Source organism: Polynucleobacter sp. VK25 (assembly GCF_018687355.1).
Classification (GTDB): domain Bacteria; phylum Pseudomonadota; class Gammaproteobacteria; order Burkholderiales; family Burkholderiaceae; genus Polynucleobacter.
This window is the reverse complement of sequence record NZ_CP061288.1, coordinates 1,147,658-1,161,368: the sequence shown is the minus strand read 5'-3', so window position 1 is coordinate 1,161,368 and position 13,711 is coordinate 1,147,658. Positions and strand designations below refer to the sequence as shown.

Here is a 13,711-nt window from a genome sequence, read left to right as displayed (position 1 = left end):
ATGAGCACACTTCCTACCTTGCCATCTGATGATCAGCCAAAAGGTCAACCTCAGGGTCAACCTCAGGAACAACCTCGGCTTACCCTAGGTGATCGTACGGACAACTACGTTGCTAAAGCCATTCTGCTTGAAGAGGCTGCGCCACCTGCGTATATGAAAACCACTGTGAAGTTGGTTTGTTATGCATTGGGCGTTTTCTTCTTATGGGCCTTGTTCGCGACTTTGGATGTCGTTGCACTTGCGCCAGGTCAAATCATGCCGATTCAGGCAGTGAAGGTGATTCAGCATGTGGATGGCGGTCGTATCGCCTCGATTGATGTTGTTGATGGCCAGTCAGTTCAAGAAGGTCAAGTATTAATGCGCTTGAACTCTACCGAAGCCGGTGCTGAATACCAGACCCTAGCAGCAAAGTACTGGGGTTTATATACCCGTGTTGAGCGCTTACGTGCCTTATTGGGTGATAGACCCGCCGACTTTTCAAAAGTGCCAGAAGAGTTCAAACAATTAGTGGCGGAGCAAGAGTTCACACTTAAAACCCAAAAGGACCAGATTACTCAACTCCAAAATGAGATCAAGATTTTTTCTGAAGTGAGCGCTATTCGTGGTGACTTAGCTAAAGAAAAACTCAATACTCGTGTCCAAGCCTTGGATGCTCAGCGAAATTTGAGTGGTGCACAAGCGGAGCTACTACGTTATCGACGGACCAATATGGATGAGCTCAATGTGGCTGCCAATGAGTTAGCGCAAACGGAAGAGCAGTTAACTAAGTTACAAGACCGTTTAACTCGCGTTGATATTTTGTCTCCAGTCGATGGTGTCGTTCAGGATCTGAAGTTCCGTACTGTAGGCGGGGTGATTCCTCCAGGCGCCACGCTCATGAACGTGATTCCTTTGGATGGCAAGATGCATGCTGAAGTGCGTGTTTCTCCAACCGATATTGGTTTTGTCAAAAAAGGACAGTCTGCTCGTCTCAAAATTGGTACTTTTGACTTCATGCGCTATGGCACGATCGAGGGCAAGGTGTCGATGGTGTCCTCATTTAGTACCTTGGATGAGAAACAGCAACCTTATTTCAAAGTGATTGTCAGCTTGCCACAAAGCTATGTTGGCAATGATCAAGATAAACGTATTGACCCGGGCATGACAGTGCAGGCTGACATCATGACCGATCGCCAGTCTGTCTTACGTTACTTGTTACGCCCAATCTATGTTGCCTTCAAGCAAGGTATGCGAGAGCGTTAACCCAACAGAACATTAGACGACTCGAGCAACTTTTTTCATGACTACGATCAAGCGCGAACCCGCACAGCAACTGTCTTTGTCTGCACGACAAAGACAGTTGCTTGATCTATTAATTGAAGGCAAGAGTAATAAAGAGATTGCTGACGATTTGAAAATCGAAGCAGGTACGGTTAAGCAACATCTCTTTGTGCTCTTTAGAAAACTAGGCGTGAATAGCCGTGCAAAGGCAGTCATTGCGGCCACACAGATTATGAAGCCCGCTATGGCTGGCCAAGATGACAGCAAATCCAGCGTTCAGAAGCTCAAGTCAGCCAAAGTCAGCTCTAAGGTAACCGGCAAGCCAGCGGAGGGTTACTCCTGGCGCCTCGTTTCTACAGTAGCAGTATCCATTGCTGATTTAAATGAACTCAATCCGAGTGCAATCTCGATGAGAGATCAGTTTCTGAAAGCGCTAAGAAGCATTATTGAACGTTTGGTAGATGCATTAGATGGACAAGTAACGTATTTGCCGGGTGGTGGCTCAGTGATGTGGTTTGGTCACCCCAGAGCACACTTGGATGATGCAGACCGAGCCGTATATTTAGCGCAATATTTGCAAAGCTGGGCTAGCCATTACCAAAAGCATCTTGGAGGCGATCAAGGGAATACTGCAACTCCATTGATTGGTGTGGGTCTTGCCTCCAATACTGAAGTGGTCGCAGAAAAAGCCACCGAACTTTTTGGAGCAGAGTCGTTTCGTAAAGCATCAATATTGGCTAGGCACGCAAAAGCACTCAAAATGCCACTCTCTGATTTGCTGACAAAGCAAATTGCGCCGATGAGTAGCGCTTGGATGGAAATCAAATCCAAAGAAGGCAATAAAGAAGTAGTCGTTAAGGATGTTGGCCCAATTGCGATTGTGGGACCAAGCTCTTCGCTGCTTCCAGATGCCAGCTTGCGTTGGGGCGGCTTCCAATTCATGACTACTGCCTTCGAAGGAATTGAAAGTGGTCTAGCGCAATGGTTGGCTGTAGAGTCTTGGCCACCCGCCGCCGCAACGCTATTGACTGATGCCATCGGTAATTATGTCGCTGGCAAGAATTATCAAATCTTAAGATTGAGAACGCCGGGCTCTTATCGAAGAGATAGGGCATTGGCAAGTTTTGCAGCTCAAATTGAATTGCAGTATGGTGATTTTGTATCCCGCTCGGAGAAAATTTACCCATCACAGGGTGAGCGGATCGCTGGATTGGTTTCCGAGATTGCCAAAGCAGGCCCATTAGCGATTTTGGTATATGGCCTCAAAGCATTGGAAGCATTTAAATCTGCAATTGGTGAAGCAGGGATTGATCGCTTGGCGTCACGTCAGATCCTCATTGTGGCTGCTAACCTACAAAATCATGGATCTTCACAAATTGCCGTCAGACTTTTAGGACCCAAGCCAAACTCTGCACCGTTCTCCAGAGTATTTAACTTGCAGATGCCAACCATTGATGCTTTGCCGGAGGGCATTCAAGTAGATTTCAGGGCAATGCTGGACAGTCTGAGCCCTATCTCAAAAGAGTTGATGCTGCGAGCTGCTAATGAGCCCGAAACTCCACTGATCAATATCTTGACGCAAATGAATGAGCCGCATCATAAAGCTCAAGCTTGCATTCAGGAACTTACCAGCTCAGGCTTGATTGCAGCAAGTCAAGGTGGAGGCTTTGAGTTTAGAGATCTGGGTACTGCCCAGGCGATTAAGCATTTGAGCATTGCCATTGCAGGTAGCGAGGCTGCTTAATGAAGTCACTCCTCATAGCGACTAGCCTATTAATATCAATGACCAGTCTTAACCTGGCTCAAGCAAAAGTGCAGGGTGCATGTCAACTCACTATTACAGCGCAGACAGCGCAGGCAACATTAGCAGCCCCAGCAGAATCTGCTCCAAAGCCGCTTGCCAGTCATTCAGGTCAAGCGACACAAGAAGGCCGTGTCGTTGTGATGGCGATTAAGGGGCAGATTTCTAAAAAAGTTTTAGCTTCTATTAAGGACTCTATCGGCAATGTTGCAGGAGATCCTATTCCGGCTGGATTAATTGTGTTGCTCGATTCTCCTGGTGGTGATGGTATTGCCGCTATGAAGATAGGTGAAATTCTGCGTGCCAATAAGGCTCATGTATTTGTAACGGGGCAGTGCGCTAGCGCCTGCATCTTTGTACTGGCAAGTGGGGTAGTCCGAGGTGCACCTGCATACACAGTAGGCATTCATCGTGGCCGCATTACCAAGACAGATGAGAACGCCAAAATTCTGGAAGAGATTGATGTAAAATCTAATCCTAAAGCCAGAGAATTGCTTGAGCGCTTTGAAAAAGTCGTGCCGGTGTACTTCGCTCAAATGGGTATGCCTCCTGAGTTATTTCAGGCGATGCAATCGCATCAATACAAAGGCGTTTATCGCCTCAGTAATGAAGAAATCACTTTCTATGGTCTCACTGGCTTTGAACCTAAGTATTTAGATGCGAGAGCTGAGCTCTATGACAAGATGACTGGTCCATATCACATGGATAGGGATGAGCTGCACCGCCGTACTCTCAAAGTAGCTTCTCGTTGCGCCGAATTTGATCAAAAGCACACTGCTTTTATCAATTGCTACAAACAAGTATTAAAAGACCCGTTTCTGAATTGAGTAATGTTAAAAAAAGCCATTACATCTCTCAATACTGATAAAACTATCAAGCTTGCTTGTGCTGCTGCACATGATCTTGACTGCCGTCTGAATCAAGGATCACTCCTGATTTTGCAGGGCTTAGTGAACTCCAGTGAAGCCCTTGCCTATGGTGCCGCAACAACGGCAGCCTATTTGTATGCCCAAAGCTTACCCATAGCGCGAAAGATCAAAAAGAGACTCAAGAGAGAATGGTCGCAAAGAAGAGTCACACAAGAAACTATTCTCTTGGCCTGGAAATCATTCTCAGAAAATAAGACCTCAGCACAAATGCTTGACCTCAGCCTTCAAGCGCTATCACTGCAAGTACTTAAATTACTAATTGGTTTATGTGAGGCTACACATCGTGGTATTGCTTGGGCTCTCGAGCATGATTGGCATACTTCGGTTCGCCTCGCTTACCAACACCCTCATTTTAATAAGCTCTGTGCAGTTGCCAAGCCTTCTGTATATGGTGTTATTTTTGCCGCTGCCGTAATTAGTGCTACGAGTAATGCAGACGTTGCCGATGAAATGAAAGTACTTATTGAGCAGAAGAAAGCAGGCGAGGCCTATGTGCTGGGTAGCAAACATCCAGAGTTAATGGGAGACCCGCTCTTTGATTATTTTTATGGGGTTGCTGCAGTGGAGGTAGGTCATCCAACTGCCGGTGTATTGGCATTAGAGCGCGTGCTCTTAAATGACCCTAATAATGATTTGGTGCGTCTTGAGCTTGCTCGTGCCTACTACGCGCAAGGCGAGTATCAACGTGCCAAAGATGAATTCCTTGCTGTTAAGAAAAATCAACCTCCAGCAGGTGTAGTAGCCACGATTAATGTGTACTTGGATGACATCAAAGCTAAAGATGCTCAATACAATATAACGTACGGCATTTTTGTTGAGTTAGGGATGGGTTACAACAATAACGTGAACGCAGCTACTGCTGTGAATAACATCATTCTTCCTTATGTTGGCCCAGTCACTTTGGGTGCAAGTTCATTGCCACAAAAATCTGCTTTTGGTTACGACAGTATCGGTGCCAATGTCTCTATGCCGATTACTTCTGATGTGAGCGTGTTTGCCAATGCCAATACCAGCGCGCAGCGTTACTCACAAGTTGAGGGCTACAACCTCAATGTCACCAATGCGACAACCGGCGTCAAAGTCACTGATGGACCTAATACTTATAAGATTGCTGGCTTTGGCAGCATTGCTCAGATCGATCAGGTACCAGTGCCAAATACCTATGGTGCAGGCGCTGAGTATGTACGTCAACTAACAACTACTGACTCTGTCATGGTGGCTGCGGGTAGTACGGTATTGCAGTACCCAAGCCAATATAACGCCTACAACTCGAATCTGAATGTGGGAACAGTAGGCTATCGCAAAGCCTTTCCGGATCGCAAGTGGCAGCCCGTGATTGATGTATCTGCGAATATGGCGCACCAAATTGATACTAGTAACCGTCCTGACCTAGGCAGGCGCATTGCTGGTGGCGCATTGCAATTGAGTTTCTTGCCATCAGAAAAAGTGGGTGTCACGATTGGTGCAGGCTATGCGCAAAGTAAATACGATGCCAATGATCTACTGTATCAAACCAACCGAACTGATAACTTGTTTTCTGGAAATGCCGTATTGCAATACAAGTTAACGAAAGAGTTGTCTGCTCGGATGGAAATCACGTACTACAACAATCTATCGAACCTGAATTTATATGGTTACGAGCAGTGGACGGGTGCCATCAAACTACGCTACGATTGGAACTCGAACTAAATGAATACTTCATTTATCGGCAGGAGGGTGACGATGTTCCCCAATACTTTGCGATTGCTATCTAAATCATTACTAGGGGCAATCATTTCAGCAATGCTAATTACCTCTGTGCAGGCTCAGGCGCCAGCAGAAGCAGGTAAAGTCTTGCTGGCCATCGGTGAAGTCAAAGTATCGCGTGGTGGCCAGATGATCCCGCTGACCAAAGGCGCTAGCCTACAGGCTGGAGATGGCGTGATTACTGGGGTTGCGAGCAATGCTCAGCTGCGTATGAGTGATGGCGCCGTGATTGCGCTACGTGCTCAATCAGAATTTAAGATCAATCAATACAACTTCAACGGCAAGACCGATGGCTCAGAAAAAGCAGAGCTGAGTCTTGTAAAGGGTGGGGTAAGGGCGGTTACCGGTGCAATTGGTCGTGAGAATAAAGATAATCTCAAAATCAATGCAGTAGTAGCAACAGTGGGTATTCGGGGTACCGGTTTCAACATTAATGTCTGCGAAGGTAATTGCTTTAACCCAGACAAAACCCCAGTCAAAGATGGCCTATATGCCGGAGTATTTGAAGGCAAGATCGTTGTCAAAAACGAAGCCTCGGTTGAAGCCGTAGGCGTCAATCAGTATCTCTACGTTGCCGATAAAGACACTGCACCCAAATTCATCATGGCACCACCGAACTTCTTACCAGATCCGTTAACGGGTCAGAAGTCAGCTAAACCCAGGGGGAGAAGCGAAGCAGCTACTGAAATCCCTTCCCTAGCTGTAGCAGTCAGTGCCCCAGGAAAGGCTGCGGATGCAGCAGTATCAACACCTACATCACCATTGCCAACGGTGACAGGCGTTACGGTTACACAACCACCTGCATTGGCATCGGCTGAGACCTCGCCATTTAGTCCAACAACGACCTATAACATCTTGAATGCTGGTGATGGAACGAATGCGCCAACTGGAGCTGCAACTTATATTCTTCAAAAGGCAGAAGTATGGTCTGGTGCAACTGGTAGTGATCTTCTGCCGATTCATAGCATTACTCCAGGCCCAGTTGCTGAATTTAGTACGGTTGCTAGCGGGACGCTAGTTACTCAAATTTCCGATCCCTATGCAACGCCTAAGATTCCTGCGGGTGGAACTATTAGTCCAACGGTGTATGCAATTAGCGGTGGACAACAAATGGAAGGCGGTACTTGGGGTGGTGTAATCGCCTGGGGTCGTTGGGCTAACGGCGATGTATTGGTTGGTGGCTACAACAATGGATCGTCAATTACATACGCTGCGAATTCTGGTTTTGCGTATATTGTTGGTGCCCCAAGTGCATATTTAGCAAATCAGGGTACAAACTCATATACATTCACACTGGTAGGAGCTTCCACACCAGTTCCGGTCTCGAATCCTCAGGGGACATGGTCGGTAACTGGGGGTTCGTTAACTGCAAATTTTGCAAATCCATCCATAAGCGGAAATCTAGCCATGGTTACCAATCAGCCAGCAGGTTACGGTACCTACAATATGACATTCAATGGCGGTTTATCTACATCAAGCCCCCTTAATTCAGTTTCTACATTTGTCTCGAAGATTAGTGGTAGTTTGGGCACCTGTTCGGCGGGTTGCTCTGGAGCTGGGAATGTGGGCTTTTATGGTGGCACATCTTTAGCCCCAGCGCCAACAGCGGCTGGCTTGGCCTATAACTTTAATACCGGTACAAATGTGGTTCAAGGGGTCGCTGTATTCAAGCGTTAAGCCCATAAGTTATAGAACAATAACTATAACTAAAGTTATATAACAAATATCAGTGTTGTAGTACTTATCCCATCGGCATACATTCAAGGTGCATACAAGGCTTTTGCCTTGTCTTTACCTATTGAGAAATTGCTATGGCCGATACCCCTGAATCTCCTGCACCAACGAATCAACCCACTGCGACGCAATCGTTTGATGCCCAGCAGATGGACAATCAGGCCTTGCAGCAGCCAAGCGCAGGCGATGCAGCAGCTCCTCCTGCCAGAGCAGACGTTACTGTTACCACTACGAACGTGGGAACTCAAGATGGCCCGAGCCTACTAAACAACACAACTGATACAAAAAATAGTCAAGGCAATCAAGGCGGTCCAAATTCTGGGAACAATACAAACGTTAGTGATGCGGGCAATGATGCTGGTGGCGGTAATGGGCAAACAGTTGGACAAGGTAACAGTGCATTGGTCAATGGATCTGGTGCTGATGCGGCTAATGGCCTTGCTGGCAATTTAGGAGTTACTGTTCAAGCGGGTGGTGCCGATGGCGCTGCTGGCGGTGGAGCAGGTGGTGGAGCAATGGGTGCCGCTGGCGGAACTGGCGGTGCAAATGGAGTAGTTGGTTTTGCTGGTGGAGTAGGTCAAGGCGCTCCTGGAGCAGGCGGCGGAACGGGTGGGGCGACCGCCTTCTCGGCATCGGTTAATCCAGTATCGGCAACTGCAGCACCTACAGTAGCAGCTGCAACAACTGCTGATCCAGGAGCTGTAGCTCCAACTGCGCCAGCGCTAACTGCACCTAATGCAATTAATAATGTCACTGTTCCAGTTGTTTCTGATAACGGTACCATTACTCTATTACCTACCGGCGTTAATTCGAACAATAAATCCTCTTCTGATTTGGTAGTTATCGACCAGGAAGATAATGCCCCCCTTTCAGGTAGGTTAATTAATTCTGAATTTGATCCTGCCACTGTAACGGATGATCAGTTCGGTTCTTTTACCATTACTGCCAATGGGAAATGGACCTTTTCCTCAGCTGGTGCGCTTGACTATCTAGCAGAAGGCGAAATTCTTACTCGAACATTTGAATTAAGAGCGATCGATAAATCTACAACGGTCTTAACCGTCACTATTACTGGTCATAACGATGCACCAGTCATCAGTGTTGCTACTGGTACGAATGCTGGCGCAGTTGCTGAAGATGGCACGCTCAAAGCCTCTGGCCAATTAGGCGTTAGCGACGCGGAAGACCAAGCCATTACTTGGTCTACTCAAAACTACACCGGCGCTTATGGCGCTGTAGAAGTCGATAGCACTGGTAAGTGGACTTACACCTTAGATGACACTAAGGCACAAGCATTAGGCAATGGCGACATTACCGAAACCTTTACTGTAAAAGCAGCCGATACCCAAAGTGGTAGCGATACCGAAACCATTACCGTCACTATTACTGGTCATAACGATGCACCAGTCATCAGTGTTGCTACTGGTAATGTAGGCAATGCTAACGATACTGTTTATGAGTCTGGCCTTAGCGCTGGAAGTCATCTCGGAGTTTCAAATGTAATTATTGCTTCAGGGCAATTTACAGTTTCTGATGCTGAAGGTCTTTCTGGAGACACAATTTCGTTCTCGGATACAGGTGTAGGCGGTACAACTACATCATTTGCCATTCCAGTTAGTGCTAGTGCAATTTCTGGTAAATCATTCACCACCTCCAATGGCACAGTTTCCATCACAAATTACGATGGAGCAGGGACATTTGACTACACGTATACACTTAATTCTGCGGCCTCAGCAGCTTCTGGAAACGCATCAAATGGCTTTAAAGTTACTGTAGGTGATGGAGTAGCTTCAGCAAGCCAAGTTGTAACAATTAATATTGTTGATGATGCGCCGCGTGCCTATGACAATTCAATTACTGTAGCTGAGGGCTCCTCCAATCAGGCGGGATCAAATTTACTATTCATACTAGACTATTCAGGCAGTATGAATACAGGCGGCTTGACTGCTCTTAAATCAGCTGTACACGATGTATTGACGGCTTATGACCAGCAGGGTGGCTTTAAGGTCCAGTTGGTGACCTTTGGTGTTGGGGCAAGTGCAGCGCCTACTGTCTACTCCTCTGTATCAGATGTTGATACTTACTTAAATTCTATTAGGACTACTAATGGTACAAACTACGAAGTTGCGTTAAGTACTGCGCAAACAGCATGGAATAGCGCCAATATTGCTGGTGCGAGCCCCTCAAATTCAACCGCATATTTTATTTCAGACGGCACACCAAACGCTGGTAATGCGGTTAATCAACAATCAAATTGGGAGTCATACGTTACCTCTCACTTTTCAAAAGCTATCGCAATAGGAATTAATACAGGTTCTGTTGGTGGCGGCGGCACAGGCTCTGCTAGCGATGCTGATTTACAGCTAGTTGCTTATACACCTGGTGGTGCTGACGTAATTTATCAAGTTGCAGATTTGACTACTCTGACATCAACCTTAGTTGGCACAATATCCGTTAGCAATCAAGGTGGAAATGTTGTTACCGACGGCACAAGTGGCAATATTGATATTTTTGGAGCAGATGGCTCTCCAGCGTCCGCCAAAATTGTCTCAATTGCCTATGATGCCGATGGTGACCCATCAACTGCAAATGTAATTTACACATCGAACTCTTCCGGATATAACTCTGGCACCAATACGCTGACTATAACAACGCATATTGGCGGTACATTAGCAATTAATTTTGCTACAGGTGCATATACATACACTGCGCCAAATAACCTAATTGCAAACACAAACGAGGTATTTGCATACACAATTCAAGATGCAGATGGATCCACTTCGACAGCCAATTTGACCGTTGGAATCAATGCGGTCAATAATGCACCAGTTCTCACAACACCAGCCACAATTTCTTTGGTTGATACAGCGGCAGCGGATACATTTGCTGTTACCACAGGAACTTTATCTGCAACAGATAGTGATACTGCAAGTGCAAGCTTGGTGTACGGCATTTCAAGCCCTACGAGCTCTTCTGCCAATTACACCTCTAGTGCTAGTGGCAGTAGCGTAACCTACAATATTTCCAAAGTAGATACCTATGGCACCCTGTATGTTCAAAGCACTACTGGTAAGTACATCTTTGTTCCTAACTCCGATGCATCCTTAAATGCGCTAACTGCAAGTGGTAACTACAGCTTTACTGTGACAGTCAGTGATGGGGTAAGTACTGTCAATAAAACATTAGCACTGAGCTTTACTGGTGCAAACGATGCACCAGTGGCCGTTAATGACTCCTTGGCAGCAACAGAAGATACGCCAGTCACTTACACTGCAGCGCAGTTAGTAGGTAATGACACTGATGCGGATGGCAATGCAATTACCATCAGCAGCGTTACTAGTGGTACGGGTGGTACAGCGGTCCTCAATGCCAATGGCACAGTCACCTTTACGCCAACAGCCAACTTTAATGGCGCCGCAAGCTTTAGTTATGTCGCGACCGATGGCACAGCAACTTCAAATACAGCAACCGCTAGCATTACCGTGGCGGCAGTCAACGATGCACCAGTGGCCGTGATTACGCCAACGACCTATCCTGCTACCGAGCAAACTAATCTGAACTTGCATAACTCAGGTCTATCTGTCAGTGATGTGGATACTACTAACCTGACCGTGACCTTGGCAGTAGGTGAAGGCGCCATTACTGTTAGCGCTGGTACAAGTGGTGCTACGATTAGTAGCGGCTCTGGTACCAATACCGTGGTCTTGACCGGTACCGCAGCACAGCTCAATAGCTTATTGAGCAGTACCGGTGGTGGCACTGGCACGATTGTCTATAACGACAATACTAATACGCCAGCTGCAAGCACGGTCTTTACCATGAGTGTGAATGATGGCACTACGACCATCTCTGATACTGCGACGATTAATATCACCGCCGTCAACGATGCTCCAGTTTTAACGGGTAGCACAGTAAGCTTGCCAAGTTATGCTCACTCTAGTAGCGCTCCATCAAACGGTTCTGCCGTAGGATTCTTAGTCTCTAGCTTATTGACGAATGCCTCAGATGTGGACAGCAGCAATTTAGGCGTTGCTGTTTATAATTTCAATACGACTTCGGGTACCTCATGGTATTACAGTGCCAACTCAGGCGCGACTTGGTCTCAAATTACTGGTACAACAAGCAATGGATCTAGCGCGCTTTTGCTTGATAGTACGGCTAGACTTTACTATGTAAGCTCATCTACAACCTCAGGAACTTTTACATTTAGAGCTTGGGATCATACTGGTTCCTTCAGCACGAATTCGGTTGTGGATATAAGCTCTTCCGCAAAACGCGGGACAGCATTTAGTGGTTCCTTAGGCGCAACCCAACCTCAGTCTCCCATTTCTCTCGATCTCAATGGCGATGGCCTACATTACACCTCAATAGCTGGTGGGATAACCCATGATTATGCTGATGGACTAGGAATTGTTTCGACCGCCTGGGTCGCTCCAGAAGACGGCCTCTTATCTACCCATAACCCTGACGGCTCCATCAAAATCGCTTTCGCCACACAAGCCGGCGAAACTGACTTACAAGGTCTTGCGAAGGTGTACGACAGCAATCACGACGGAGTATTGGATGCTAAAGATACAGCCTTTAAAGAATTTGGAGTTTGGCAAGATGCTAACAGCGATGGTGTTGTTCAGTCTGGCGAGTTCACCTCTCTTTCTGAACGCGGAATTGCAAGCCTGTCTTTAACTTCCGATGGCGTTATTCATAGTGCTGCTGGTGGAGATGTGACTGTATTTGGTCAAACTACTTACACCATGACTGATGGTACAACTGGTATTGCAGAAGACGTCGCTTTCGCTGTCAGCGCAGTTGTGACTGCAGCCGATGGAAATGGCATACAAGATACCTATCAAATTGCCTCCGTTACTGATGCCGCCCTTTCAATTGAAGCCTTTAGTGTGACAGAAGGCGATCGAGTTGACTTATCAGCAATTTTGCATCCAACCGATAGTATTCAATCTCTCATCTCTATTAATCAACATGGAACAGCAGATTCGCAATCGACTATCACCGTGAACTTGGGCGGTGTTGATTATCAAATTGCTACGATGAGCGGTAAGGAGGTCAGTGTGCCAGATGCTTTGGCAAGCCAATCCAGTGGCATTGGCTTATCTGATGCTCTTCATGGCGCAAGCTGGACGGATATAGTGGATGTTGCTAGTGATCATGGCGGTCCTGCATCAATTTCGATTGGTGCTGATGGACAGTTGACCAATACTTATACCAACGAAGCAGGCGACTGGACAGTGCAAATCAAGTCCGGAACGGCAACTGTAGATGCGGCCAATAAGCAAATCAACTTTACAACGGATCATGCAAGTAATGAGGCAGTGATTACAACGGCTGATGGTGCAACACACGATATATCCAATGTGGATAAGATCCAGTGGCACTAACCTCTTAATAGGGGAGTCTCTTAAAGATCTAGAATCTGACCTCTTGTAAGGGGCTGGATTCTAGATTTGAGATCCTGTGAGAGGTGGGTCGAAGAATTGATTTCTTTCAGAATGGAAATATCTTCGCCGGGTTTGAGGTGGGTGATCCATACATGCTCGGGCATCTTGCTCAATTGATTGAGTTGATCAGCCAATAGGGTGGGGCAGAGATGTCCGGAGAGCTTTGTAAGCTCAATTTCTGAATCGACGAAAGAAGTTTCAATAATCAAATGTTTAATAGCAGATATTTTATTTAGTGACGCTATGAATTGTTTTGATAGACCAGTGTCACCGCTAAAGATTAGGCAAGAATCAATCGTTTTAACTATATAAGCGACTGCAGGAATGCTGTGATCTACTGCAATTGGAGTAATGCATGCTGATTCTGAATCTTTTCCAGTAATCTGGATACCTTTATCCAACTTAATAGTGTGAAATTCTAAAAAAGGATTTTGAATAGTTGGAATTTTTGTGAAATCAGGCCAAATCAAATCATTAAAGATATGGTTCTTAAGGGCTTCAATCGTTTCTAGGATGCCATAGACTTTCAGAGGTTGATTTCTAGAGGATCCAACCGCATCGACCATTAAAGGAATGCTGCAAATATGATCAAGATGAGAGTGAGTTACAAAAACTTGATTAATATTCTTTAATTGTTCTAGGCTTAAATCCATTACGCCTGTACCAGCATCGACCAGGGTGTTATCGTTTAATAGCAGAGAAGTTGTACGGAGGTCTTTGCCAATACCGCCACTGCAACCCAGAATAAGTAAAGATGAAGTCATGCCTAATGGTATTGCAATTTGATT

7 protein-coding genes are annotated in these 13,711 nt (G+C 46.2%); 6 read left to right on the top strand and 1 reads right to left on the bottom strand.

The genetic code is table 11. The annotated features are described in order from the left end of the window. From AOC21_RS05935 to AOC21_RS05910, 6 genes are all read left to right on the top strand, one after another. Positions 1 to 1,242: an HlyD family efflux transporter periplasmic adaptor subunit gene (locus tag AOC21_RS05935; protein ID WP_215391097.1), complete on the top strand. Its 1,242-nt coding sequence runs from the start codon at positions 1 to 3 to the stop codon at positions 1,240 to 1,242. Between the two features lie 37 nt (positions 1,243 to 1,279). Continuing rightward, on the top strand, positions 1,280 to 3,004 hold the full coding sequence (locus AOC21_RS05930) for a LuxR C-terminal-related transcriptional regulator (protein WP_215391096.1): 1,725 nt from the start codon (positions 1,280 to 1,282) through the stop codon (positions 3,002 to 3,004). Between the two features lie 38 nt (positions 3,005 to 3,042). Beyond that, positions 3,043 to 3,888 (top strand): ATP-dependent Clp protease proteolytic subunit, encoded by an 846-nt coding sequence (locus AOC21_RS05925; protein ID WP_215391095.1) that lies wholly within the window; start codon positions 3,043 to 3,045, stop codon positions 3,886 to 3,888. Between the two features lie 3 nt (positions 3,889 to 3,891). After that, on the top strand, positions 3,892 to 5,679 hold the full coding sequence (locus tag AOC21_RS05920) for a tetratricopeptide repeat protein (protein WP_215391094.1): 1,788 nt from the start codon (positions 3,892 to 3,894) through the stop codon (positions 5,677 to 5,679). A gap of 33 nt (positions 5,680 to 5,712) precedes the next feature. Then, complete coding sequence (locus AOC21_RS05915) at positions 5,713 to 7,413, top strand: FecR domain-containing protein (RefSeq protein ID WP_215391093.1); 1,701 nt, start codon at positions 5,713 to 5,715, stop codon at positions 7,411 to 7,413. 134 nt (positions 7,414 to 7,547) lie between these two features. Next, a complete protein-coding gene (locus AOC21_RS05910) occupies positions 7,548 to 12,863 on the top strand; it encodes an S-layer family protein (protein ID WP_215391092.1) in 5,316 nt (1,771 codons plus the stop codon). A gap of 20 nt (positions 12,864 to 12,883) precedes the next feature. On the opposite strand, the gene AOC21_RS05905 is transcribed toward AOC21_RS05910, so the two are convergent. Beyond that, entirely contained in the window at positions 12,884 to 13,687 is an 804-nt protein-coding gene (locus tag AOC21_RS05905; RefSeq protein ID WP_215391091.1) for a 3',5'-cyclic-nucleotide phosphodiesterase, read from the bottom strand. Positions 13,688 to 13,711 lie beyond the last annotated feature (24 nt).